Below are 24,883 nucleotides of genomic sequence, written 5' to 3'. Positions count from 1 at the left end.
CTCCCCCGCAAGGGGGACAAGCCCCCTTGAGCCCCTCTGCCCGATTTGGCCGCGCAGTGCAAAGCGCCGCTTGGCAAAATCGTTGTGTGGGTTCCAAGGGCGCATGCCCTTGGCGGTGGGGGCCTGGGGGGAGGCGAAACCTGCCCCCCAGGTTTGTCTTCAAAGTGCCGGAGTCGGACTGTAAGCCGGGTTTTGTCACCGCCCGCGAACGGACGGGAGACCGTCATTCCTCTAGGATGGCCGTTACCGGCCACCTCAAGCAACCTACCCGGAGGCAATAGCCGGGCCAGCCTGCCTCCCTATTTGGTCTTGCTCCAGACGGGGTATGCCTAGCCGACCGTGTCGCCACGGCCGCTGGTGGGCTCTTGCCCCACCGTTTCACCCTTACCGGGGCGGCCCGAAAGCCGCTTCGGCGGTCTGCTTTCTGTTGCGCTTTCCGGGGATCGCTCCCCCTGGGAGTTACCCAGCGTCCTGCCCATTGGAGCCCGGACTTTCCTCCCCGCTCCTTGCGGAGCGCGGCGACGGTCCGTCCAACTCCGGCGTAATGCTATTTCTCTTCGTCGATCTTGGGGCTGTGCTCAACCCAGTACACGATGCGCTGGCAATTGGGGCAGCCGAGGATCTGCTTGCCCTTCTGCAGCTCGTTGTAGGCCTGGGGCGGAATCTTGATGTGGCAGCCGCCGCAGATGCCGTCGGAAACGGACACGATGACCGGGTGGTCGATGCGCGAGCGGATGAACTCGTAGCGGCCCAGGATGGGGGGCGGCACGACCTTGCCGGCCTTGGCGCGGCGCTTGCCCAGGGCGTCCAGGCGGCCCTGCGCCTTGCCGATGCGCTCGTCGAGGGTGGCCTTTTTGGCGTCGTAGCCTTCCATCAGGCCTTCGATCTCGGTGACCACTTCCTGCATGGCGGCGTTCTGGCGCTCAAATTCTTCCATCACCGCAATGCGTTCTTCTTCACGCAGGCGGTTCAGTTTCTCCATGGAGTCCATCTCGCGCATCATGGCGTGATATTCCTTGGAGTTGCCAACGGCCATGAGCTTGTTCTTGCTCTTTTTGATCTTGTGGCCGTCGTCCTCGATCTCGCCCTCGAGCCGCTTCTGCTGGCCCTTCAAGATGTCGAGGCGTTCCTGAACCTGGGCCTGGCGCTCGCGCAGCTGTCCAACCTTGGACTCCAGGGCGGTAAGCTCCAGGGGAGCCTCGCGGACCTCGGCCTCAAGGATCATGATTTCGTCATCAACGGCCTGCAGGACCACCAACTGCTCGATCTGTTTCTGATACATCGGCACCTCGCTTTATTAGGGCCCGGACCATGCCCGGACCGGAAACATATTGCTTTGTCCCAGTTCCGCCAGCGGCCGGCCTTAGGCCAGCACCCGGAAGCGGAAGGGACTTTTGCCCGGGAAAAAACGCACCTCGACCTCTTTGCCGAGGTCCTTCTGCAACTCCTGGGAGAACAGACGCATCATCTCTTCCTCCAGGATGAAATGCCCAACATCGAGCACCAGCCCCGCGCTCTCCATGGCTGCGTGATGCTTCACGTCGCCGCAGATGAACACGTCGGCCCCGGCGGCAAAGGCGGCCGGAATGAGCGACCCGCCCGACCCGGTGCAGTAGGCCACGCGGCGCACGGTCTTGGGCTTCGGCCCGCACTCGGACCAGGCGATGCGCTGGGCCGCGCCGTCCGCACCGGGCATGGGCATCTGGTTCTTGAACAGGGTGTGCTCCAGAAGCTGGGCGAAGTCCTCATAGGCCATGGCCTTGGGCAGGTCGCCCACCTGGCCGAAGCCCACGGTATTCACCGGCGACTCCAGCTTGCGCACATACTGTTCCAGCGGCTTTGCCGCGAACACGGCCCGGAACTGCTCGAAAACCTCAGGCAGGGCGTGCTCGTCGGCCACCACCCGCACCTCGCCCGCGGCGCTTTGCGAAAGGGCGTGCACGCCTTCCATCTCTGCCAGGGGCCGCGCCTCGCGCTCGGTGAAGCGCGACGGTGCCTGAAAGAAAACTTCGCGCACGGGGAAGGTTCGGCAGATCTCGATGCTTGCGCAGTTCCCAAGCTCCAGGGCGCGGCCGAGCCAGAAGGCCGGACCGTCGGGGCGGCAGTCCAGGCTGGTGTGCGCGGCGTAAAGCCAGGAACCGGCGGCCATGAAGCGCCGCAGCACGTCCAGGTAGAGTCCGGGCGTGGTGGGCGCCAAGGGCTTGAAGTACAAGGGGTGGTGGGTCAGCACCAGGTCCGCGCCCCAGGCCAGGCACTCGTCCATGCGCTCCGGGGCTGGGTCCAGGGCCACGGCGAGCTTTTTGACATCCTCGCGCGTGCCCATGATCTGTACATTGGAGTTGTCCCAGTCTGCGGCGTAGGCCTCTGGTGCCAAAATGCGGATGCGGGACAGGGTGTTATCTGCGTTCATCGTCCCCTCCAAAACGTCAGATGCTCCCGTAGGGATTCCCCCTGGGAGCATCTGCAATCGCCTGCACTAGTCCGGGCGGTGAGTTTGGCGGCCTTCGCTTTGGCGCGTCTGGTCAATGTGCGTCCTTGGTGTCGGGCTGTGTCGGGCGAATATTCCGCCAGGCTTCAGGTTCGCGCCTGGGCCTTGTCCGGCCGGGCCTACGGCTGGCGGCCAGTGTCGTCTGGTGGGCCAACCAGGGGTCGAACCTGGGACCATCCGGTTATGAGCCGGGGGCTCTACCAACTGAGCTATTGGCCCGAATCCGTCCGAGCAGAACTGCATAGCCCGACGCGGGGAGGATGTCAAGACGCGCCTGGCGAGGCCTTGGCATCCTGCGCCGACCCAGGGGGCAATGGCTGCGTTCTGCGTTGGCGCGTTGGCGTCCGTTGAGGGACCGCGTGTCCCGGCTTCAGCCCCGGCCCGCGGCCGTGAGCCGGGCGATGAGCCCTGTGGTGGAATAGCCCGGCAGGAGCGGCAGGCTCACCACCTGGCCGCCGTCGGCCTCCACCGCCTCGCGGCCCACGATGCGCGAGACGTCCCAGTCGCCGCCCTTGACCAGCACTTGCGGCCGCACCGCGCGGATGAGCGCAAGGGGCGTGTCGTCGTCGAACAGCACCACGAAGTCCACGCTGGTCAGGCCCGCCAGCACGAAGGCGCGCTCGGCCTCGCTGTTCACCGGGCGTTTGGGGCCGGGCAGGTCGCCCTTGATGCGCCTGACCGAGGCGTCGGAGTTGAGGCCCAGGATGAGGCCGTCGCCCAGGGCGCGGGCGCGGGCCAGCAGGTCCACGTGGCCGGGGTGCAGAATGTCGTAGCAGCCGTTGGTGAACACCAGCCGGAACCCGGCGGGGAACGCGGCCTTCTTGGCCAGGAACTCCGGCAGGGTCAGGATCTTGGGATGGGAGAGGGCGCTGCCAGCGGTCATGTGCCTATCCTTTGGGATGCAGGTGCTCGGTGTGTCCCATGAGGGAAAGCTCCAGCCAGTCGAAGCCGAAGTCGAGGCAGGCCTCCTCGTCGTGCAGCACGTCGTCGCGCCGGGCGTCGCTCATGTCCAGGCGGTCCATGAGGTGCGAACCCGAGAGGAAGCGCTGGAAATCGTCGGGCTGGTAGAGCGCCAGGCCGCTCATGCCCGTCTGCTGGCTGGACAGGTGTTTGCCCGTGTCCTGCCCGAACTGGCGCAGATCAGCGGCCAAGGCCATGAAGCGGTCATTGGCCGCGTTGTATGCCGTCAGCCCCTGGTCGGCCATCCAGGTGGCCGGGCTCCAGTGCGGGGCTTCCGCAAAGCCTTTGCAGTGGGGCTCGCGCACCACGAAGATCTGTTCCTCCACGCCGCCGGGGCAGGGGCGCGTGGCGCGTCCCAGGGGATAGGTGCGGCAGGCCGAGGGCCGGTTCTCATACACGGCGCAGCCGCCGTTGTGCGAAAAGGGGCAGCGCTTGGCCTCGGTGTCCTGCATGTGCAGGCTGAGCATGGGCAGGCCCACGCCGGGCATGGCGCTCATGTCCGCGTACTCGTGCACGAAGTCCTTGGACGACTGGTTTGTGCTGCGGCGCAGGCGCATGGCGTCGTACGGGGTGAGCATGAGGTCCAGGGCGGAGCAGCACGCCCCGAAGCAGCTGACGCCCGGATGGCAGGCGAAGCGGAAATCCTGGCCTTGCTGCAATTCCTCGTGCTGATCCAGAAACTCCTGGCTCAAATCCTTGTCTGGCCCGGTCATCATTCGTCTCCGTCGCGGTCCAGGTCGCAAAACGCCCGGGCCACGGCCCCGCCAAGCAGCAACGCCTGGGCCGAGGTGAATCCCGCCACTTCCGCGCGGGGGTGCATGGTCTGCATCTTGTAGCGGTTGCCGTTGGCATTGCTGGCCGCGGCTTCCGCGCCTTGGGCGGCCAGGCCGGAGCGCTTGCGGTGGCGCACGCGCAGGTGGCCCTGGTAGACGGCGTGGCGGCCCGCGCCAAGCATGCGCAGGTCGCGCTCAAAGTCATCGTATTGCGAAGGCCCAAGGGCCAGGGAGAAGCCCCCGCCCTGGGCGAAGGGCGCGGCCAGGGCCGCGCGCGTGAACAGGTGGCAGCACCCGGTGACGGAGGCGCAGGGGCCGATGAAGTCGAAGAGCCCCCAGTCCGGGCCTTGCAGGTGCGCGTCGAGCAGGCGGAAGGGGTTGGGCGTCAGGCTCTGGAAGTCCAGCTCCGGGCGGTTGTCGGGGGCGTCCGGCGGAATGACCAAGTGCCCGGCCACATTTTGCAGCAGGTGCGGGGCTTGATGGTCCGCCACCTTGCAGCCCACGACCCCGGCCCGCGGGTGCGCGGCCAGGGCCGCGCCCAGGCGTTGCAGCCAGTCCGGCGGCAGGTCCACGTCGTCGTCCAGATACGCCAGGGTTTCGGCGGCCAGGGCCTCGGGCGTGGCGGCCAGCCAGTTGCGGGCCGCGGGCGCGCCGATGTTCACCGGCAAATCCAGGCGCAGCAGGCCGTCGCCCACTCGCGCCTGCCAGGCGGACAACACCCGCGCGGTGCCGTCGGTGCTGCCGTTGTTCAGCACCATGACCCGCGCCCGCCCGCCCGCTGCCGCGGCAGGGCCCGTCGTGGAAATGCCCGTCGAGGCAAGGCCTGACGTAGAAAGATCGGAGGCGAACAGGCTGGCCAGGGTGGCGTCCAGGTCGGCTGCCTTGTTCCAGGTGTAGAGCATGACCAGGGCCGGACCGGGCGGTGGCGTCAGGGCGCGGCGCGCGCCGCTGCGGGCGTCGGCCGCGACCAGGGCCAGGCTGGCCTGCCAGGGGGCGGCGATGAGCGCTTGGCGCAGCAGGGGCAACGCTTGGGCGTCCTCGCCCGCGCGCAGCAGGGCCAGCCCCTTGCGCGCCGTGGTAAAGCCGGGGCCGAAGATCGCGTCAAAGGCCATGCCGGGCCGCGCCAGTTCGTCCAGGCAGCGGGTGGTGTCGCCCTTGACGAACGCGGCCTGCGCCGCGAGCACGCCCGCAACCGGCGCAAGGCCGGGGATTTCGTCCAGGCCGGACAGGGCCGTGGCTTCCAGGGCTTCGGCCAAGGCGCCTTGGCCGCAATACAGCGCCAGTCCCAGGGCCTTGTCGCGCCAGTAGAGCCCGGCCGGGTCCTTGGCCACCTGTGTGGCCAGAAAGTCCGCCAGCCGGGCGGTGTCGTGCTTGGCCGCCAGCCGCTCGAAATATGCTTGGCCGCCTTCCTTGCCAGCGGGGGCGTGCCAATGGGCGGCCACGGCGGCAAGGGACGCGCGCGCGGCGTCTCGCAGGGGCAGGCCCGGCGCGGCCAGCAGCTCCGCGGCCAGCGGGCCGGAAAGGGGATTCTCGCCACAGGCCCAAAGCAGCATGTCCGCGGCCAGGGCCGAAAGGCTGGTTTTCTTCGCGCCGCCCATCCCGTCGTTTGGCATGGCCTGGGCCAGGCGCAGGGTTTCGCCGCCGGCAAGGGCCAGGTGCCGCCACCCGGTGGAGGCCAGGGCCAGGCGCTCCCGCAGGGGCGCAGGCAGCGCGCTCCAGGCTTGGCTCAGGCTTTGCGGCATGGCGGGGCCTCGTTTTCCACGGCCAGGGGATGCTCCGCAGCAACCTGCGTGGCCAGGGCCTCGATGGGCAGCGGCTCGAACAGCGGCTCGCCGAAATACACGCGCAGCAGGGTCAGCGTCTTGGCCGCGTTGCCCAGATGCCGTTCCACCAGCCGCCGGTTGATGCGGCCCATGCGCAAACGCAGGGCCGGGTCCGAGGCCAGGCGCACAACGGCCTCGGCCAGTCCGCCGGCGTCACCGGACGGGCGCACGAAGCCGTTCAGGCCGTCGCGCACCAGCTCCGGCATGCCGCCCACGGCCGTGCAGACCACGGGCAGCGAGCTGGCAAAGGCCTCCAGCAGCACGTTGGGCAGGCTCTCCTGCCGGGAAGGCAGCACAAGAATGTCCGCTGTTTGCAGCTCCTCAAGCACTTGGTCGTGGGGCAGCTCGCCCAGCATGGTCAGGCGGGACAGGACCTCCGGGGCCACGTGTTCGCGCCAGGGCTCGTTCGGGTGCACGCCCGCCACAACGTACTCCAGGTCGCGCACGCCCTGGCGCACCAGCGTGAGGGCCATGGCCGCAAAGACCGCAAAGCCCTTGGCCGCGCCCATGTTGCCGATGAACAGCACGCGCGCGCCGCGCTTCTTGCGGGGCTGGCGCTCCGGGGGCAGCTGGCCGTTTTTGGGCAGAAAGGAATTGTACACGAGGCGCAGGCGGTTTTGCGGCACTTGGTAGCGGCGCAGCACCTCGGCGCAGACCTGGGAATTGCAGGTGACCCCGGTTGCGGCCAGGGCATAGAGGGCGAAAATGGTGTTGGGCGGAAAGATGACGCCCCGGTTGATGAACAGGCGGAAGCCGCCGCCCAGGAGCTTTGCCAGGGCCGCGCTCTTGTAGGCTCTGGCGTGGAAGGTGTGGATCACGTCGGCCTGCACCCGGCGGGCCAGCCCGGCAACGAAGGCCGCCGCGCGCACATATTGGCGGAAGCCGTCAAAGGGCACGATCTCCACGGGGTTTTCGCCCACGGCGAGCAGCGCAAGGGCCTTGTGCAGTTCGGTGCCGGGCGGCACCACGGCGGTAACGCGCAGGCCGCTCTCGCGCATGCCCAGGATGTTGTTCACCATCTGCCTGCTGCCGCCGGAGAGCTTGCCCGTGTCGGTCATGTAGACGACGCTCGCCACCTCGGGCCGCTTGCGCAGGTACTTGAAGAACACCTTGGCGCGCAGGGAGCCGGAATACATGCGCAGACGGCTTTGCACCCAGGCGCCGTCCTTGGTTTTGCCCACGCCGAGGCGATGGATGCGCATGGGGTCGCCGCCGGCGGTGTTGGCGCTGCGCTCCAGGGTGAAGGCCGCCTGGAAGCCCGCCTCGCGCATGCAGCTTTCGGCAAGGGCGTCGAACTGGCCCCAGGGCCAGCAGAAATATTGCCTGTCGCCGTAGCCGTTGATGTCGCGGATGCGCGCGTGGCAGCGCTGGAAGTCCGCAAGGCAGAAGGCCCGGCGCTCGGCGTCGGTGCGGCGGCGGTAGTACACGCCGCCTCCGGCCTCCAGGCCGCCGTGTTTGGGCCAGTAGCCGTTGTACACGTAGCCGCTGCCGGTCTCGAACAGGGGCAGGGACGGGGCGTCCTCTCCGTGGCGCATGTCCGGCGGGTAGATGCCCCAGGCGCTCCAGTGGGCGTGGGCGTCGCCCATGTTCGCGGTTTTGACCAGACTGCGGAAGCAGCCCTGGTGCCGCGCGCTGTGGCCGTGCACCTCGAAACCGTAGTCGGCGGTCATGGCGCGCAGCTCGGCCTCGTTCATGAACTGGCCGCGGTCGTCCGCATCAAGCACGCGGCGGAAGGACGCCGGGGCGGAGAGCAGTTCCGGGCCGCCCGCCTCCGGGGCCAGCTGCGGTCTTTTTTCGCCCGCGCCGATGAAGTCCGTGACGCAGAAGAACACGCCGGTCATGCCGTGCTTGGCCAAAAGGGGCGCGGCGATGGTCCAGTTGCTCAGGTGGCAGTCGTCGAAGGTGAGCACGCAGGCCCGGCGCGGCAGGGCGGCCTCGCCCCGCATGCCGGCCACCAGCTCGTGGGCGGAAAGAGTCTTGAATCCCGCATCCTTGATGGCGACGAGATGTTCTTCGAAGCGGCGCGGCGAGTGGCCGTCGACATCGCTGACGTTGTGGTAGCATAGAACCGGGATGCTTGTTGGCACGGCGTTCTCCTGCCCTGCCTGCTACCAGATGCCGCCCCGACACGCAAACCCGCGGCCCGGTCCTGCCGGGAAATGTCCGCGCCGGGCAGGAAAGCCGTAGAATCCCTCTATTGATAATCTTACAGGATGAGGCTACAAGCACAGGCTATGTCCGAGCGGACGATCCTCTTCATTGCCGAGCCGCAGTCCGTCAGCGGCATCTTTCCAGCCCTGCGCGACGCCGGGGTGCAGGCTGGCGTTGCCGATGGCCTTGGCTCCGCCCTGGCCTTCCTCAAACGCTCGCCCACTGCGCTCATCTTTTCTCGCCCCAGCCTGCCCGGCTACGACGCCCTGGCCTTGCTCTCCCGCTTGGCCGAGCTGACCGAGAACGGCGAGCCCGGCCCGCCGGTCATTATTTTTTCGCGCACGGGCAGCGCCGAGGAAGCCCAGAAGTACCTGGAGCTCGGCGCGCGCGACTACTGGCTCGAACCCCTGGCCTGGGAGAAGATCCACCTGGTGCTGCCCCAGGAGGACGCGCACTGCGTCCCCCCCGAGGGCGCCCGTTCCGGTGCTTCCCGTTTGGCCTCCAACTCCTCGGGCGGTTCGCGCTTCATGTCCAATGCCTCCGGCGCTTCCGGCCATGCCGTGCGGCTCATGTCCAACGCGGCGGCCAGCGGCGTCTCCAAAACCGCCAGCAATCCGCAGGAATCCGCCGCCGGGCGCTTCCAGATCATCGGCCGCCACCCGGCCGTGCAGCGCGTGCTGGCCCTGGCCCGGCAGGTGGCGCGCAGCAAGGCCACAGTGCTCATCAGCGGCCCCTCCGGCACCGGCAAAGAAATGTTCGCCCGCTTCATCCACCACAACTCCGACCGCGCGCGCGAGGCCTTCGTGGCCATCAATTGCGCGGCCCTGCCCGAGCACCTGCTGGAGAGCGAGCTCTTCGGCCACGAGAAGGGCGCGTTCACCGGCGCCATCAACCGCAAGCTGGGCAAGTTCGAACTGGCCCAGGGCGGCACCATCCTGCTCGACGAAATCACGGAGATGGACCTGGCTCTGCAGGCCAAGCTGCTGCGCGTGCTGCAGGAGGGCGAGATCGACCGCGTGGGCGGCGTGGAGACCATCAGCGTGGACGTGCGCGTGCTGGCCACCACCAACCGCGACATTGAGCAGACCGTGCGCGAGGGCAAGTTCCGCCAGGACCTGTTCTACCGCCTGAACGTCATTCCCCTGCGCCTGCCCGCTCTGAACGAGCGCGGCGGCGACGTGCTCATTCTGGCCGAATATTTCGCGGGAAAGTACGCCAGCGCCTACGGCATGGGGCCGCAGGTCTTTGCCGAGGACGCCCGCAGCTGGCTGGCCTCCTACGACTGGCCCGGCAACGTGCGCGAGCTGCAGAATCTTATGGAGCGCGCCGTGCTGCTGGCCCAGGGCGGGCCCATTCAGCAGCGGCATTTCCTGCTTGACGGCGACACCTGGGGCATCGACGTGCCCGAGGCCGACGCCCTGCCTGCCTGTGCCGACGGCTCCGGCAGCTCCGGCGGCGCTGGCGCCGTCGGACCTGGCAACGGCTCCGGCTCCAGCGCGGAAATGACCGGACTGGGCGTTTCGCCCGCGCCTCCGGCCAGCCTGAAGGAAGCCGTGTCCGTCATGCCCCTGCACGAGATGGAGAAGCAGCTCATTTTGAAGAGTCTGGACGAGACCAGCGGCAACCGCACCATGGCCGCCCAACTGCTCGGCATCTCCGTGCGCACCCTGCGCAACAAGCTGAACGAATACCGCGAGCAGGGCCTGGAAATTTCATAGGGACCAGCAATATACCGGTTTGATTAATAAATGCCGCTCCTCTCGACCCTGCCGCAGCGAACAGACAACAACAACGCGACACAGCACACATAGCCATACCTGGGATAATGTTGATCCCCCGGCGATACGGGGGGTTAGCGTTTGTTTTTGTACCTGCCGCGGAAAACTCACAATGCGGGTTGTTGGTATCTTCAACGTCTCGCAATATGTGTTTGTTCGAGCGGCACTCTACGCTTCCGCATAATTATGTTTCAACATACCGATTACTTTGGTAATTCTGAATTCACAAGGAGGTGGCTTGTGGTGACATTAAAAAAAGTGCGAAGAGCATCGCATACGAAGGGAAGTTCGAGGTGATCCGTGCGGCGCACTGGCCCGACTTGCAACCTAAAGAAATCTGGCGTCCGGAGGTCTCTTCTGGGTACACACAGGTGCCCAAGATAATGCCTCTTTTTCTGCACGGTATAGATTCAATTGAAGGGTACAAAAAACTGTCTGAGACGTATTTCGCTCTCTGGTGCCGTGCGACTGTAGGGGTTGTTGAGGTTGAAAGCGAACAGGCTATGGCGTTGGAGGCTGGGTTCACAGGGCAGCGTGCCATAGGAGCCTGGAAAGACCGAATCCGCTCACTTATTGAGCTAAAACTCATTAAGACAACACCAGGTTACGGGAATGACTTCGGTTTTATTCTCCTTCGGAACCCTTATCTCCTGTTGCATGAGTTGAAAGGTAAAATTGATCCGGGCATTTACTGTACGGCAGTGGCAAGAGCAGCAAAGTACGGTGCAGGCAAAGAGATTCGGGGCAGCTAGCAATGGAAAACTACATATATATAGGGTTCAAGCTCACTGGCTGGAGTTGGCTTGTTGTTCTCGTCGTGCCCGTCGTGATTATTCTCGCGAGTAGTCATAAGGCAAGCTGGACCTTTTTTGCCACAAATCGCAAGCGTAAGCAGGTGAACTAAAGCGCTGCTCCTTTGCCGGCCAGGGACCAGCGCCTGGCCTTGCCCTGTGGCTCGTCCTCTGGCAGTATGCGCCGCAAACGGCAGGCGGCACAAGGCTACGCCTCTCGCCGTACCCATAACCATAATCGCACCGCTTGGAGTTTGAATGCGTCTGTACAATACGATGGGCCGGGTGAAGCAGGAATTTACGCCGCTGCGTGGCAACGCGGTGTCCATGTACGTTTGCGGCATCACCGCCTACGACTACTGCCATATCGGCCATGCGCGCAGCGCCGTGGTTTTCGACGTCCTGGTGCGCTACCTGCGTTTCAAGGGCTATGATGTCACCTTTGTCCGCAACTTCACCGACGTGGACGACAAGATCATCAAGCGCGCCAATGAAGTGGGCGCCAGCTCCCAGGAGATCGCCGAGAAGTTCATCGGCGAGTTCTACGTGGACATGGACGCGCTCAGCGTGCTGCGCGCCGACGTGGAGCCCAAGTGCACCGAGCACATCGCGGAGATGATCGCCCTCACAAAGGGGCTCATCGAAAAGGGCCACGCCTACGCCACGCCGAGCGGCGACGTGTACTTCAAGGTGCGCAGCTTCGCCGACTACGGCAAGCTCTCGGGCCGCAACATCGAGGATCTGGTCTCCGGCGCGCGCGTGGAGCCCGGCGAGGAAAAGCTCGACCCGCTGGACTTCGCCCTGTGGAAGGCGGCCAAGCCGGGCGAGCCCTCCTGGGAAAGCCCGTGGGGCCTGGGGCGTCCGGGCTGGCACCTGGAGTGCAGCGCCATGAGCGAGAAGTACATGCCCCTGCCGCTGGACATCCACGGCGGCGGCCAGGATCTTTCCTTCCCGCACCACGAGAACGAGATCGCCCAGAGCGAGGCGGCCACCGGCAAGGAGTTCGCCAAATTCTGGGTGCACAACGGCTTTGTGCAGATCAACTCCGAGAAGATGTCCAAGTCCCTTGGCAACTTCTTCACCATCCGCGACATTCTGGCCAAATTTCTGCCCGAGGTGCTGCGTTATTTCCTGCTGACCATGCACTACAGAAGCCCGCTGGACTTCTCCTTCGACGCCTTGGAAGAGGGTGAGAAGGGCGTGCGCCGCATCTACACCGCCCTGGCCCAGGTGGACGCCGCCCTGGCCGGGACCAAGTGGTCCAAAACGCCCGTGCCCCAAGACATGCTGGACGAGCTGGCCGGGTACGAGCAGGGCTTCGCCGACGCCTTTGAGGACGACCTGAACACCGCCGCGGCCCTGGGGCATCTGTTCGGCATGGTGCGCCTTGCCGGGCGCGTGCTGGAGGACAAGGCTCTGCGCAAGGCCGAGGCCGGCCGCGACCTGCTTTCGCGCATCCGCGCCGGTGTGGCCAAGTGGTCGGGCGTGCTGGGCGTGTTCGGCTTGTCGCCGGAATCGTTTTTGGCCGAGCTCAAGACCTGCCGCGCCGCGCGCGCGGGCATCGAGGCCGCCAAGGTGGAGGCTCTATTGGCCGACCGCCTGGAGGCGCGCAAGAACAAGGATTTCGCCAGGTCCGACGCCATCCGCGACGAGCTTGCCGCCATGCAGGTGGAGGTGAAGGACACGCCGCAGGGCCAGGCCTGGGACGTGCTGTAAGAGATAAGGGGCGCTCGCCCCTTTGCCCCCGCCAAGGGCTTTCCCTTGGGCATCCGTGGGGCGCAAATGCGAAGGGCTCCTTCCGGCCATGTGCCGGAAGGAGCCCTTCGCATTTGTCTGGGCGTGGCGCTATTTGTCGAGCATGGCCAGCAGGCGCGGGAGCACGGCCTCAGGCTCCAGGTCGGTCAGGCACTTCATGCCCTTGGTGCAGCCGTTTTCGCTGCAGGGCTGACAGGGCAGGCCCAGGGCGATGTCCTCATGCCCGGGGCCGGGGAAGGTCCAGGCCGTGCTGGTGGAGCCGCGCACGGTGAGGGTCTTGGTGCCCACGGCCACGGCGAAGTGCCGAGGCGAGGAGCAGTTGCCCAGGTGCAAGGTGGCCTGAGCCTGCATGGCGGCCATTTCGCGCAGGCTGGTCAGCCTCGGGGGCAATATGATCTGCCCGGGGGACAGGCCGGCGGCCAGGGCCAGGGTTTGCACCTCGGTTGCCATTTCAAGCTCGCCAGGGCCGTACAGCAGCAGAAAACGAATGTCGGGACGCTGCGCCGCGGCCAGGGCCAGCAGCTTGCCATAATGGCGCGCGGGCCACAAACGGGTCGCGCGGCGGTGCGTGGGGTCCACGGTGACCAGCCGCTGGTCCGGCTTGAGCCCCCAGGCGGCCAGCTCGGCGCGGGCGTTCTCCCGCTCGGCCTCGGTGAGGTATATCTTGGGAGGATCGTTTACCCAGGGCAGGCCCAGGGCGTTCATGAGCACGCCGGCCTTGCATTTGGCGGCATAAGGACCGGAAACCGGCGCCCAGTGCGTGTAGAACGGCCGGTTGTACCACGGCGGCGAGTAGGAAAGCCGCACCGGCGCGTCGGAAAAAGCCAATACCCAGCGGATGCGCGGCAGCTGCTGGAAGTCGACGATCATGTCGTAGCGGCCGTAGTCGCCGCCGGTGCCCACCTCGTGGTAGAAGCGCAGGTGGGTGAGCACGCTCCTGCTGCGGTCCAACTGCCAGATGTGGTTGACGTTGGGGTTGTTCTCCAGCACCGGCGCGCACTTTTTTTCCGTGAACACGTCGATGGTGGCGTCCGGGTAGCGGCGGTGCAGCATGTCCAGGCTGGGGGTCAGCATCAGCACGTCGCCAATCTGGCGCAGCTGGCAGCACAGGATACGCCGGGGCTTCAGCTCGGCAAGACCGTTTATGCGGTAGGAAAGGTGGCTCGGCATAGGGGTTCCCGGCGCTAGTCCGCGCCGAACTGCATTTCGTAAAGGGTCCGGTAGATTTCGCAACGCTCCAAAAGTTTGGCGTGCTTGCCTTGGTCCACAATGCGGCCGTCGGCCATGACCACGATGAGGTCGGCCGTGAGGATGGTGGACAGCCGATGGGCGATGACCAGACTGGTGCGCTCCTGCATGAGGTTCTCCAGCGCCAGCTGGACGATGCGCTCGCTTTCCGTGTCGAGCGCGCTGGTGGCTTCATCGAGGATGAGCAGCGCGGGGTTCTTCATGATGGCCCGGGCGATGGTGAGGCGCTGCTTTTGCCCGCCGGAGAGCTTGACCCCGCGTTCGCCCACAAGGGTGTCGTAGCCCTCGGGCAGCTCCATGATGAAGTCGTGGGCGTAGGCGGCCTTGGCGGCCGATTCCACCGCCTCCTGGGTGTATTCGCCAACGGCGCCGTAGGCGATGTTCTCGCGCACGCTGGCGTTGAACAGGAAGGACTCCTGCGAGACCAGGCCCATGCTGCGGCGCAGGCTGTTCAGGGTGTAGTCGGCCAGGGGGCGGCCGTTCAGCAGTATCCTGCCCCCCTGCGGATCGAAGAAGCGCGGCACCATGTTGGCCAGCGTGGTTTTGCCGGAGCCGCTGGAGCCGACAATGGCGATGCGCTCCCCGGCCTTCACCAGCAGGTCGATGTTGTCGAGGGCCAGGCGGTTGCCGCCGGCGTAGGTGAACTGCACCTTCTCGAAGGATATTTCGCGGAAGGGACCGCTGAACTCCACGCTGCCGCCGCGCTCGGCCAGGTCGTCGGCCGTGTCCATGATCTCGAACACGCGCTCCGCGCCGGTGAGGGCCATCTGGATGTCGATGTTGGCGGCGTTGATGCGCTTGATGGGGTCGTAGAGCATGGCCAGGGCGGTGAGGAACGACAGCAGCGCGCCGGTGGTCAAGTCTCCCGCGATGACGCGGGAGCCGCCGTACCAGAGCACCAGCCCGGCCGCGAAGGAGCCGATGGTCTCCATGACGCGGGAGCTTTGCTCGCTGGCGAGAATCTGCTTGTTGCTGCTGCCCACGAGTTTTTCGTTCTCGCGCTCAAAGTGCTCCACTTCGCTTCTTTCCTTGGCGAAGCCCTTGATGACCTTGATGCCGGAGAGCCCTTCCTGCAGGCGCACGGAAACGTCTGAAACGTGCCCCTGGGTGCGGCGGCCCAGCTTGCGCATGCGCTTGCTGTAATAAATGAAGGGGTAGAGCGCTGCGGGCAAGACGATGGTGCCCCAGAAGGCCAGCTTCCAGTCCAGGTAGAACACGTAGAAGGCCAGGCCGATGACGGAGAAGAACTCGCGCGTCAGCATGACCATGGAGGGCAGGCTGGCGCGGATGAGGCCCACGTCGTTCAGCACGCGGCTCATCAGCATGCCCACCTGCGACTCGTTGAAGTAGTGCATGGGCAGGTAGACGATCTTGGAATACAGCTCGTTGCGCAGGTCGTTCACGGCGAGCAGTCCCGCCGTGTTCATGTAGTAGTTCTGCATGAAGCGGAAGATGCCCTTGGCCGTCATGAGCACCACGATGCCGACGGTGACGAACTTGAGGGCGACGATGTCCTTGTTGATGAGCACGTCGTCCACGGCTTTTTTGACCAGCCAGGCGCTGGCCGCCGCACAGGGCGCCACGACGGTCATGCCGACGATGGCCAACCCCACGCGGGCTTTGTAGCGCATGAAATACGCCAAGCAACGCTTGAGCATGTGCAGCGATTTGTGGCCGCTTTTGTCCTTGGGGTCTGTCAAACTGTGTCGCTCCGGATACGGGTTTCCCCGAAACGGTCTGACGGGGTGAGGCCCATATAATGGCCCTGCCCGCATATGGCAAGGACAGTGCGCCCCGCCCGGCGCGCTTTAAACAAGCTGCCGCGGCGGGCTGGCGGTGCCGCGTTTTGGAAGCGCTGCCGGCGGCGTTCTGTTCTAGCCGCGCCGCTCCTCGGCAATGGCCTGCCTGCGCAGTTCGCGGCGGCGCAAGGCCTGGCGGAAGCGCCGCTCGGCCACCTCGCCCTCCACGAGCAGGGGCGGGGCCGGCCTGGGGCAGCCCTTGTCGTCCAGGGCCACAAAGGTGAGGTAGGCGGAGTTGGTGTGGCGCACCGCGCCGGTGAGCAGGTTCTCGGCCTCCACGCGCACGCCTATCTCCATGCTGGTGCGGCCGACCATGTTCAGGCTGGCCTTGAGCACCACAAGTTCGCCCACGTACACGGGCTTGAGGAAGTCCATGCGGTCGATGCTGGCGGTGACGGCCCAGCCGCGCACGTGGCGCATGGCCACAACCCCGGCCGCGGTGTCGATGAGCTTCAGGATGACGCCGCCGTGCACGTTGCCCGCGGGGTTGGCGTCCTCGGGCAGCACCTGCTGGGTCATGGTCACGGCGGACTCTGCGGCGGTCTTGCCCTCGGGGGCATCGGTCTGGGCGTGGCAGGCGGGGTCGGTCATGGGTCCTCCGGTCGCCGCCGCAAGCGTTGCGGCGGGCAATCTGCAGTGAATAGGGCGCGGCGCGGCGCGGGTCAAGGGCTGCGGTGCGCCGGGGGCAGGGGGGCTTCCTATCCGCGCGGCCTCGTGGTAGCAGGTACGGATTACGAAATTTTGAGGAGTCTCATCCATGGCGATCATCATTCCGCGCCGTCTTGCGCGCGCGCTTGCTGTTTTGTGCTGTCTTTTGGCCTTCAGCGCCGCGGAGGCCAAGGCCGCCTCCGTGGCCTTGGCCGCGCCCGCGCCCACCGCGCAGCCCGCCTGGACCCCCGGCGCGGCCTGGAACTTCAAGACCTTCCAGGAGTCCATGCGCCAGTCCGGCCGCCAGGTGGAGCTGCAGGAGAAGGACTTCGCCGAGCTGCAGTCGCGCAAGGTCATGGCCATGGACGCCATCGACAAATACCTGAAGCGGCGCTTCGGCAAATCCGACCCGAACGTGCTGCGCGCCTTCCGCGAACTGCCGCGCGAATATTATCACTATGACTACCAGCGCAAGAAGCCCTTCGCCTCCAACTGCTACGAGCCCGCGCCCAAGCCCTGGGCCATCGGCTACGGCTCCGCCCTTTCCGACTATCTGGGCCAGGCCTACATGACCCAGCTGGCCAAGCCCCGCCCCGGCGACACCGTGCTCGAGGTCGGCACCGGCTCCGGCTTCCAGAGCTCGCTTTTGTCGCGCATCGTGAAGGAAGTCTACTCGGTGGAGATCATCAAGCCCCTGGGCAGCGAGGTCGCCAAGATCTACAAGCCCCTTGGGCTTGAGAACGTGCACACCCGCGTGGGTGACGGCTACTTCGGCTGGCCCGAGGTCAAGGGCGGCTTCGACATCATCATGGTCACCTGCGCCGCGCGCTACGTCTCGCCCGAGCTCTTGAAGCAGCTGAAGCCCGAGGGCCGGCTCATCGTGCCCATCGGCCAGCCCTTCAAAAAGGGCCAGGTGCTTTACGTGTTCACCAAGGACAAGTCCGGCAAGGTCCATTCCCGCAAGGACATGGGCGTGTTCTTCATCCCCATGACCGGCAAGATCATGGAGAACAAGTCCTAGCCGCGGCCATGGGCGCGCGTCCGCATTTTGCCGCAACGCCCGTGCGCGGGTTTTGGCCCGCGGCGGCGCTGGTCCTTTGCGTTTTGCTCGGCCCGGCGCAGGCCCTGTGCGCGCAGAGCGCCGGCGGCATGGTGCAGGACGCCCTCGACTCCCTGACCAAGTCGCCGGATTCCCGCGACAAGGGCCACGGCGTCTCCCAGGGCGGCCCGGTGGCGCCGCAGCAGCCCAAGGCGCCGCAAGTGCCCGGCGCGGCCAATGCTTCCCAGGGCGGTTCGTTCGGCGCTGGAAACAAGGGCGAAGCCGATCCCTTCCGGCCCGGGCAAGCCCAGCCCAATCAGCCCAATCAGGCGGGCCGCAAGCAAGCCCCGGCCAACAACCAGGCCCGGCAGCAGGTTTTGACCCTGCGCCACGACGGCGTGGACCGCCGGGCCCTCTTGACCCTGCCCAAGGCCGCGCCCCTCAAGAAAGGCCAGGCCGCGCCGAAAACTCCCGTCATCATCGTTCTGCACGGGGCCGGGGGCTCCGCCCTCCAGGCCATGCGCCAAACCGGCCTGGCCGGACGCGCCGCCGCCGCCGGGTATCTGGCCGTGTTTCCGGACGGGCTCGGCCCGGCCGAGGCCAACGGCGAAGGCCAGACATGGAACGCCTGGACCTGCTGCGGCTACGCCCGCGACCAGCGCGTGGACGACGTGGGCTTCCTGTCCGCGCTCATCAATCGCCTGCGCACGGACTACGGCGCCGACCCCCGGCGCATCTATCTTGCGGGATTCTCCAACGGCGCCATGCTCGCCAGCCGCTTCGTCCTGGAGCGCTCCGGCGCTGCGGCGGCCCTGGCCGTTGTGGCCGGCTATCTGCCCTGCGATGCGCCGCGCCCGGCCGAGCCCCTGCCCGTGCTCATCATCCACGGCGCGCAGGACAACGTGGCGCGCGTGGCCCCCACCAAGGCCCACCCGGCGACCGGGCGCTTTTGCGAGGACCACCCCGCCCGCGCCCAGGTGGATCATTGGGTGAACGGCATGGACCTGAGCCCCAAAGGCCAGGTGCGCGACAGCGCCGCCGTGCGCGTGGAGGAATATGGCCCGGCCAATGGTTCTGCCAAGGCGGGCGGGCGGGGGCAGGTGCGCGTGGTCATCGTCAAGAACGGGGGCCACGCCTGGCCGGGCGGCGCGCGCGAACGCTACCGCTATTGCGATGCGCCGAGCGCCGGGCCGGACGCCACCGGGCTGGTGCTGGAATTTTTCGGCCGGCAGCAGGGGGGGCCGGCGGCTCCTGCCAAAGCCGCAGTGAAGGCCGGAGCAAAAGCGAAGAAGTAAAAGAAACCGGGTGCTGCCTGCATCTCCGGCCAGCAGAGCAATTCCGCTCCCCATTTCGCCGGGTCCGGGGGTGGCCAGCCCCCGGCCGCCGGAGGCATCTCCAGCCCCACCTCCGGCGTTGCCTGGAGACCCCAGGGGCGTCGCCGGAGAATCCAGGGGCGCTGCCCCTGGAACCCCGCCAGAGGGCACGGGGCCCTCTGGACTCCCTCGGCAACGGAAAAGGCTCTTCCGCGCAAAGCCGCTGGAAGAGCCTTTTCCGTTGGTGCGTTGTGCGGTGGCGGGAGGACCCGCACCAGGGGAGAGGGGGCCCCGGAGCCCTCCCGCCGCGTGTCCGCTAACGCTTCAGGGCCTTGAGCAGCAGGGCGGGCACCTGCATGTTCGCCGCCTGCATGGACGCGTCCATGATGTCCGCATCGGTCCAGCCGTGCTCGCGCAGGGTTTCGATATGCGCGTCCGTCACCGTCGTCGGCTCGCCCACCAGGCGCACCACATACGCCAGCAGGGCGCGCTCCGCCGGGGTGAACTCGCCGCCGGACTCGGGCAGGGCGGAAAGCTCCTCGTCGGAAAAGCCTGTTGCGCCCAGCAGCTTGCCGTTGAAGAGCAGGCAGGCCGGGGCGGAAAGCGTGCGCGAGGCCAGGTAGCGGATGGCGGCCAGCAGCTCGGGGCTCAAGTGCGCGTGCGTGCCGAAGTAGCTGAACACGGAGAACTGCGCCTCCACCATGCCCGGGCTGGCCGAGAACAACAGCATGGGCTCGGGCACGCCCACCTGCGGCGGAAAGCGCTTGAAGGCCTGGACCATGAACCCGGTGGCGGTTTCCGGGGTCTGGGTGGCGATGCGGTATGGGGCGTTGTTGTTTGCGGTCGGCATAAATGGCTCCTGCTGGTGTTGTTGGTTCCGGCTGGCTGCGCCGTGCATATTATTAGACCGGTCTATTCAATGTCAGGCCAACGGCTGGCCGCGTGGGCTCCGCTTTGAGCGCCGTGGGACTAGCGCGTCAGCAGATCGATCAGGACATCGCGGGCGCGGAGCAAGGGCTCTGGCCCGCCCGCGGCCTTCATGCGCAGGATGGCCCCCTGCCAGGTGGCCACAAAGAACTGCGCCATCTCGTCAGGATCGTGCCGGGCGGCGATTTGGCCCTGGGCCTGGCCTTGGCGCAGCATGTCGGCGATGGCCAGCTCCATGCGGTGCAGCACGCTGTCCAGGCGCTGGCGGAACTCCGGCCCCATGGGCGAAAGCTCCTGCACCAGGTTGCCCACCGGGCAGCCGCAGGTGCTGAAGGGCCCATCCGGGTCGCGTTGGCGCAGCAGGGCGTTGTCGAAAAAATGACGCACACGGTCCAGCGGGGGCAGAGACTCGTCGCCGAAGAGCTGCACCGCGCGTTCCGCGAAAATCGCGGTGTAGTTGTCCAGCAGGGCCAGGGCGAAGTCTTCTTTGCTCTTGAAGAAATGATAGAAAGAGCCCTTGGGCACACCGCAGGCTTCCAGAATTTGCTGGATGCCCGTGCCGTTGTAGCCTTGGCGATGAATGATGGCCGCGCCGGCCTCGATGAGCCGCTGGCGTGTGTCGTCGCGTTTGGTGTTGCTGCGCATGGGGAAGTGACTAGACCGGTCGTCTCGAAATGTCAACACACTTCTTGCGCAGAAGACGCACAGGGGCAAATCTCAAGACATCTCGGCTATCCAGCGGGCCAGGGGCTCTTCCACCAGGGTGCGCAATTCCGCCAGTCGCGCCTCGCTCTCGGCCTCGAAGCGCATCACCAGCGCGGGCTGGGTGTTGGAGGCGCGCACCAGGGCCCAGCCGTCGGGAAACACAAGGCGCGCGCCGTCGTCGCCCTCAAGCGTGTATTGTTTGGCGAATTCCGCAACGGCTTTCTCGGCCACGGCGAATTTTATGGCTTCCGGGCAATCGATGCGCAATTCGGGTGTAACAAAAGTCAGGGGCCAGTCGTCTAGGAGCCTGGACAAAGCCAGAGTAGAATGGGAGAGTATCTCCACGAGGCGCAATGCGGCATAGGGCGCGTCATCAAAGCCGTAGTAGCGGTCGGCGAAGAACATATGCCCGCTCATTTCCCCCGCGAGCGCGGCCTTTTCGGAGAGCAGTCTGTCTTTGATGAGTGAGTGCCCAGTTGCGGACATGATGGGCCGGCCGCCATGTTTGGCGATGTCTTGGAAAAGCAGGTGCGAGCATTTGACATCGCCGATGATGGCCGCGCCGGGTTTTTCGGCCAGCACCGCGCGGGCGAAGATGGCCAGCAGGCGGTCGCCGTGGAGCACATGGGCGTTTTCGTCCACCACGCCGATGCGGTCGCCGTCGCCGTCCAGCCCGATGCCCAGCTCTGCGCCGGTCTCGAGCACCTTGGCCTTGAGCGCCGTGAGGTTCTTTTCCTCCACCGGATCGGGGTGGTGGTTCGGGAAGCGGCCGTCGGGCTCGCAGAAGAGTTCGATGACCTCGGCTCCGGCCCGGGCGAGCAGGTCGCGGGCCACAAGTCCGGCCGCGCCGTTGCCGCCGTCGAGCACGACCTTGACCGGCCGGCCGAGGGCCACCAGCTTGGACACCGTGTCCAGATAGGTGGGAACGATGTCGTGCCGGGTGGCCAGTCCGCTGCCTGCCGGGAAAACGTCCCGGGCCATGAGCCGGGCGATGTTTTGGATTTCCTCGGAGTGGATGGTGCTTTTGCCCGCCCACACCTTGAAGCCGTTGTATTCGGCTGGATTGTGGCTGGCGGTGATCATGACCCCGGCCTGGTAGCCCAGGTGCCGTATGGCGAAGTAGCAGACCGGAGTCGGCACCATGTCGAGGAAGAGCACGTCGACGCCGGTGGAGGCGATGCCCCGCACCATGCGCTCTTGGAATGCGGCCGAGGTGAGGCGGCAGTCGTGGCCGACCACGGCGCGCGTGTGCCCGTGGGACAGAAAATAGGCCCCGCAGGCCTTGCCGAGTTGTTCCACCCAGGCGGCGTCGAAGTCGCGGCCGACGATGCCCCGGATATCGTATGCGCGGAATATGCGCGAGGTGTTGTCCGTCATGTTCGCCTTCTCGTGTTCTGGAATGCCCTGGCCGGGCCGCGGCCCGCGCCTTGCGCCTTTGCGCCGTGCGCCCCTGCGTACGCTGGATAGCACAGCCCCCGGCGGGAGGGAAGACGCCGCGATATGCCGGGCATACTGGTGTAGGGTAAGTACATTGAGAACCTGCAGGGAATAATGCTTGCCTCTTGACGTGGGTATATCCCTTGGCCGGTGGTATTGTGTATTGATACTACTTAATTTTTGGTAACGCATATTGACAGGGAACTCTGCTATTATAAGATAAAAAAATCGTGGTGCAGCAGCTATGTCAGAAATGACAGTATACAATGAGCCGCGACAGCATTGTGAGGACCGTTGTCCTTGGTGTATTTCTGCTTGACGGCAGCAAATCGGAGCAACTATAGTATCGTTAAGCATAGTCCATAATGCGCAAGCAAAAGTAACAAGCGCAGACGTGCAGTTTTACGATACAGGAAGAACAATACGGAGGATCGCAGTGGCAAAGTTGAAGAAAAAGTGCGACGAGCGCCTGGAACGCTGGTTCGAGGAAGCCATGGAGCGCATCAAGAAGGCCACTGGAGCGCGGACTCAGGTGCAGTTGGCGGAGGTTCTTGAGGTGCGGCAGTCGAGCATTTCTGATGCGAAACGCCGTTGCTCCGTGCCCTCGGATTGGTTCCTCAAACTGTACCGCAGCCATGGGCTGAACCCCAATTGGCTTTCCGACGGCCAGGAGCCTGTGTACTTGAACGCCAGCAGGGGCGGCGTCTCCGCCGAGAACCTGCTGCGCGAGACCCCGGCCACTTACGGGCGCACCAATGCGCGCGGCCGCGTGGTTCCGGTTTCGTCCATGATGGGCAGCGGCGCGGACGCCAATGTCTGGCAGCCCCAGCCCGTTGAGGACCTGTCCATTCCCGATACGTTTTTCAGTCCGGAGCTCGTGGTTTTGCGCGTGGATTCCGCGGGCATGGAGCCGGTCGTCATGCGCGGCGCCTTTGTCGGCGTGGACATGGCCCAACGCCAGCACCCCGATGGCGACCTGTGCGCCGTGCATTTCCCGCATCAGGGGCTGCTCATCCGCCGCGTGTACTACGTTGACGGGCAGTTCGTGCTGCGCGCCGAGGACAAGACCCACGCCGACCTGCACGTGCCCGCTGCGGAAATGTCCGCGCGCACCCTGGGCCGCGTCGTCTGGGTCATTCAGAATTTGGCGCCGCAGGCCTAAGGGTCCGGGAACACCGCTCGCGAAATGGCCCCCTGCTCCGGCGGGGGGCTTTTTTGCGCGTTGTGCAGGCGCGGCTGCATCTTCCGACTGTAGTACGGTTTTGCAACCCATTGTGCAGACGATGGATTCATTGCAAGGTCCGTATATTGCAATTCAGCAAGGCAGGAGGACGCCATGAGCACCACCGCCGCCACCCCGACCTTGCCCCTGGACCTGTACCGCGTCTACGAAGCAACCGACCCCTTCCATGCCGGGCCGTATCTGCTTGGCCTGCGCCTGACGCGTGAAAAGCGCCTGCTTGCCGACATAGACTCCGGCCGCAGGCTTGTGCGCCTGGGGCGGATGGTGCTGGAGACCACGGAGCTGGCTCTGGCCCGCGCGCGCTCCCAGGCCCTTTACCTGTAAAAAAGCCCCTGGCGGCACTTGATTTCCCGGCAGAGACAGGGGAGTATCAGACTCGGCGCGCGTTCGCGCCACCGGAGGCTCCATGCGTTTTCCCCTGGCCGCCCTCGCCCTGGCGGCGATCGTTTCCTTCTCCTTCTGCCCCGGCTTCGCGGCCGAGGGCCCTGCCACGCTTTCCGGCGCCGACAAAGCGCCCGCCACGAGCCCCGCCGGCCCGGCGGCAGCACCGGCCGTGCCCGAGCCGACAGGCGCAGCGCCGGCCGGCGCAGACACGCCGCCGCCCTTTGTCGTTCGGCCCAAGCTGCCCGCAGCGCCCGCGCGGCCCGACCTGACCTATGCCATGAGCCCGGCGCCCACGGAATTCCGCGGTTTGGCCTGGGGCACGCCGCTCGACCAGGCCAAGACCAAGCTGGGCCTTGTGCCGGTTGTCAGCCCCCGGCCCCTTCCCAATACCTATCATAAGCCGGACGAAGTGCTGAAACTCGGCATGGCCGACGTGGGCACCGTGGCCTACTATTTTCCCAAGGGCGTGTTCTCCGGCGCGGGTGTGGTCTTTGCGGGCGAGTCCAACTTCTTCATGGTCAAGGACCACCTCATCGAGCTGTACGGCCCTGGCCGCCAGGTGGGCAACCGCTACGGCTGGACCTGGACCCACGTGAATATTGACCTGCGTCTGCGCGACGGCATGGGCGAGTTGCGCTATACCTACGAGCCATAGCCCGAGGGCGGGCCGCCGGGATTGGGCGCGCCGCGGGGGGAGGGGAAAGCGATGCCGCAGGACGAAAGTCACGCCTTGAACGCCGCGCCGCCCGCCAGCCGCGCGCTGCTGGTGTTTCTGGCCCTTTCCCTGGCCTTGGCCGCCGCGCTGCTGGTCGAGTTCTCCATCGCCTACGGCCTGCTGCGCGACCACCCCACCCACGCGCCCGCGGCCCTGCACGAGACCTATGCGGCCCTGGCCGCCGGGCTGATCTTTCTGGTGGCGCAGGCTGCGCTGGTGTATGCCGCGCTGGTGCGCCCCTACCGCGAGGCCGCAATCCGCGTGGAGAGCCTGGCCCAGGCCCTGGACCAGCACAGCCACCGCGATGTGCTGACCGGCGCGCTCAACCGCACGGCCTTCGACCAGCTCATCGTGCGCGAGCTGGAGGCGTTGCGGCGTTATGGCGTCGGGTTCTGCGCCGTGCTGCTCGATGTGGACGGGTTCCGCAAGGTGAACGACCTGCACGGCTACGAGACGGGCGATCAGGTCCTGTTCGAGCTGGCGCAGCTGCTGAAGACGCACATGCGCAAGGCCGATTTTCTGTTCCGCTGGCGCAGCGGCAGGTTCATGATCCTGGCTTCGGGCATCGACGCCGCCCAGGCCCTGCGCTTTGCCCGCAAGCTCGGCGAGCTGGTGGCGGGCAACGGCTTCCGCCAGGGCCTGCGCCTCACCGCCTGCATTGGCGTGGCCCAGGCCGAAGCCGAGGACTCCCCGGAGCTCTTGGTGGCGCGCGCCAAGGCCGCCCTGGCCCAGGCCAAGGAGCAGGGCCCGGGCAGCGTGGCCGAAGCCGGCGCCAGCCTTTGATTCTGCGCCCCTGCCGCCGCCCCAAACGGCACCCCTTTCTAGCCCTTGACTTGACCGAACCGCTTATGTAACACACAATCTCTTTTTACGCCGGGCCAACCCGCACCGCGAAAGCGGGTCGGG

General features: G+C 66.2%; 21 protein-coding genes, 1 tRNA gene and 1 other RNA gene. 9 read left to right on the top strand and 14 right to left on the bottom strand.

What is annotated here, in order from left to right; genetic code table 11:
• Positions 1-165: 165 nt before the first annotated feature.
• The 8 genes from rnpB to ACYQ4W_RS12545 form a co-directional block, all read right to left on the bottom strand.
• Positions 166-538: RNase P RNA component class A (gene rnpB / locus ACYQ4W_RS12580), an RNA gene on the bottom strand.
• A 9-nt stretch (positions 539-547) separates the two neighbouring features.
• Positions 548-1,282, bottom strand: a complete 735-nt coding sequence (locus tag ACYQ4W_RS12575) for a zinc ribbon domain-containing protein (protein ID WP_459857174.1) — start codon at positions 1,280-1,282, stop codon at positions 548-550.
• 81 nt (positions 1,283-1,363) lie between these two features.
• Positions 1,364-2,410 carry a Nif3-like dinuclear metal center hexameric protein gene (locus ACYQ4W_RS12570; RefSeq protein ID WP_459857172.1) on the bottom strand — a complete coding sequence of 349 codons (1,047 nt, stop codon included), beginning with the start codon at positions 2,408-2,410 and terminating at the stop codon, positions 1,364-1,366.
• Positions 2,411-2,631: 221 nt separating this feature from the next.
• Positions 2,632-2,707: transfer RNA gene (locus tag ACYQ4W_RS12565), tRNA-Ile, on the bottom strand.
• A 151-nt stretch (positions 2,708-2,858) separates the two neighbouring features.
• Positions 2,859-3,371, bottom strand: a complete 513-nt coding sequence (gene rfaE2, locus ACYQ4W_RS12560; protein WP_459857170.1) for a D-glycero-beta-D-manno-heptose 1-phosphate adenylyltransferase — start codon at positions 3,369-3,371, stop codon at positions 2,859-2,861.
• 4 nt (positions 3,372-3,375) lie between these two features.
• Positions 3,376-4,164 (bottom strand): YkgJ family cysteine cluster protein, encoded by a 789-nt coding sequence (locus ACYQ4W_RS12555; protein ID WP_459857168.1) that lies wholly within the window; start codon positions 4,162-4,164, stop codon positions 3,376-3,378.
• Positions 4,161-5,963: a glycosyltransferase gene (locus tag ACYQ4W_RS12550; RefSeq protein ID WP_459857166.1), complete on the bottom strand. Its 1,803-nt coding sequence runs from the start codon at positions 5,961-5,963 to the stop codon at positions 4,161-4,163. Before ACYQ4W_RS12550 ends, ACYQ4W_RS12555 begins: the two co-directional genes overlap by 4 nt.
• Complete coding sequence (locus ACYQ4W_RS12545) at positions 5,948-8,131, bottom strand: glycosyltransferase (protein WP_459857164.1); 2,184 nt, start codon at positions 8,129-8,131, stop codon at positions 5,948-5,950. Before ACYQ4W_RS12545 ends, ACYQ4W_RS12550 begins: the two co-directional genes overlap by 16 nt.
• Before the next feature lie 147 nt (positions 8,132-8,278).
• Here ACYQ4W_RS12545 and ACYQ4W_RS12540 point away from each other — a divergent pair, with 147 nt between their 5' ends.
• The 3 genes from ACYQ4W_RS12540 (at position 8,279) to cysS (ending at position 12,480) form a co-directional block, all read left to right on the top strand.
• On the top strand, positions 8,279-9,913 hold the full coding sequence (locus tag ACYQ4W_RS12540; RefSeq protein ID WP_459857161.1) for a sigma-54 dependent transcriptional regulator: 1,635 nt from the start codon (positions 8,279-8,281) through the stop codon (positions 9,911-9,913).
• Positions 9,914-10,356: 443 nt separating this feature from the next.
• Positions 10,357-10,725 (top strand): hypothetical protein, encoded by a 369-nt coding sequence (locus ACYQ4W_RS12535; RefSeq protein ID WP_459857158.1) that lies wholly within the window; start codon positions 10,357-10,359, stop codon positions 10,723-10,725.
• Positions 10,726-11,022: 297 nt separating this feature from the next.
• Entirely contained in the window at positions 11,023-12,480 is a 1,458-nt protein-coding gene (gene cysS / locus ACYQ4W_RS12530) for a cysteine--tRNA ligase (protein ID WP_459857156.1), read from the top strand.
• A 129-nt stretch (positions 12,481-12,609) separates the two neighbouring features.
• On the opposite strand, the gene ACYQ4W_RS12525 is transcribed toward cysS, so the two are convergent.
• The 3 genes from ACYQ4W_RS12525 to ACYQ4W_RS12515 all read right to left on the bottom strand — a co-directional run bounded on the left by ACYQ4W_RS12525 (position 12,610) and on the right by ACYQ4W_RS12515 (position 16,157).
• Positions 12,610-13,689: a glycosyltransferase family 9 protein gene (locus ACYQ4W_RS12525; RefSeq protein ID WP_459857153.1), complete on the bottom strand. Its 1,080-nt coding sequence runs from the start codon at positions 13,687-13,689 to the stop codon at positions 12,610-12,612.
• Positions 13,690-13,703: 14 nt separating this feature from the next.
• Entirely contained in the window at positions 13,704-15,398 is a 1,695-nt protein-coding gene (locus tag ACYQ4W_RS12520; RefSeq protein ID WP_459857151.1) for an ABC transporter ATP-binding protein, read from the bottom strand.
• A 243-nt stretch (positions 15,399-15,641) separates the two neighbouring features.
• The gene (locus ACYQ4W_RS12515) at positions 15,642-16,157 is read right to left on the bottom strand and encodes an acyl-CoA thioesterase (protein WP_459857149.1); all 516 of its coding nucleotides are present in this window, start codon (positions 16,155-16,157) and stop codon (positions 15,642-15,644) included.
• A gap of 166 nt (positions 16,158-16,323) precedes the next feature.
• Here ACYQ4W_RS12515 and ACYQ4W_RS12510 point away from each other — a divergent pair, with 166 nt between their 5' ends.
• Complete coding sequence (locus ACYQ4W_RS12510; protein ID WP_459857148.1) at positions 16,324-17,235, top strand: protein-L-isoaspartate O-methyltransferase family protein; 912 nt, start codon at positions 16,324-16,326, stop codon at positions 17,233-17,235.
• 8 nt (positions 17,236-17,243) lie between these two features.
• On the top strand, positions 17,244-18,548 hold the full coding sequence (locus tag ACYQ4W_RS12505) for a CE1 family esterase (RefSeq protein WP_459857145.1): 1,305 nt from the start codon (positions 17,244-17,246) through the stop codon (positions 18,546-18,548).
• A 334-nt stretch (positions 18,549-18,882) separates the two neighbouring features.
• Here the strand turns inward: ACYQ4W_RS12505 and ACYQ4W_RS12500 are convergent, their stop codons facing one another.
• The 3 genes from ACYQ4W_RS12500 to ACYQ4W_RS12490 all read right to left on the bottom strand — a co-directional run bounded on the left by ACYQ4W_RS12500 (position 18,883) and on the right by ACYQ4W_RS12490 (position 21,575).
• Positions 18,883-19,416, bottom strand: coding sequence for a carboxymuconolactone decarboxylase family protein (locus ACYQ4W_RS12500; protein ID WP_459857143.1), 534 nt, complete (start codon positions 19,414-19,416; stop codon positions 18,883-18,885).
• A 119-nt stretch (positions 19,417-19,535) separates the two neighbouring features.
• A complete protein-coding gene (locus ACYQ4W_RS12495; protein WP_459857140.1) occupies positions 19,536-20,138 on the bottom strand; it encodes a TetR/AcrR family transcriptional regulator in 603 nt (200 codons plus the stop codon).
• Positions 20,139-20,210: 72 nt separating this feature from the next.
• Positions 20,211-21,575, bottom strand: a complete 1,365-nt coding sequence (locus ACYQ4W_RS12490; RefSeq protein WP_459857138.1) for a phosphomannomutase/phosphoglucomutase — start codon at positions 21,573-21,575, stop codon at positions 20,211-20,213.
• A gap of 496 nt (positions 21,576-22,071) precedes the next feature.
• Here ACYQ4W_RS12490 and ACYQ4W_RS12485 point away from each other — a divergent pair, with 496 nt between their 5' ends.
• The 4 genes from ACYQ4W_RS12485 (at position 22,072) to ACYQ4W_RS12470 (ending at position 24,760) form a co-directional block, all read left to right on the top strand.
• Positions 22,072-22,797: a LexA family transcriptional regulator gene (locus ACYQ4W_RS12485; protein WP_459857136.1), complete on the top strand. Its 726-nt coding sequence runs from the start codon at positions 22,072-22,074 to the stop codon at positions 22,795-22,797.
• 174 nt (positions 22,798-22,971) lie between these two features.
• Positions 22,972-23,202, top strand: coding sequence for a hypothetical protein (locus ACYQ4W_RS12480; RefSeq protein ID WP_459857134.1), 231 nt, complete (start codon positions 22,972-22,974; stop codon positions 23,200-23,202).
• A gap of 82 nt (positions 23,203-23,284) precedes the next feature.
• A complete protein-coding gene (locus tag ACYQ4W_RS12475; protein WP_459857132.1) occupies positions 23,285-23,917 on the top strand; it encodes a hypothetical protein in 633 nt (210 codons plus the stop codon).
• A 51-nt stretch (positions 23,918-23,968) separates the two neighbouring features.
• Entirely contained in the window at positions 23,969-24,760 is a 792-nt protein-coding gene (locus tag ACYQ4W_RS12470; protein ID WP_459857130.1) for a GGDEF domain-containing protein, read from the top strand.
• Positions 24,761-24,883 lie beyond the last annotated feature (123 nt).

Source organism: Humidesulfovibrio idahonensis (assembly GCF_054657715.1).
This window is presented reverse-complemented; position numbering and strand designations above follow the sequence as displayed.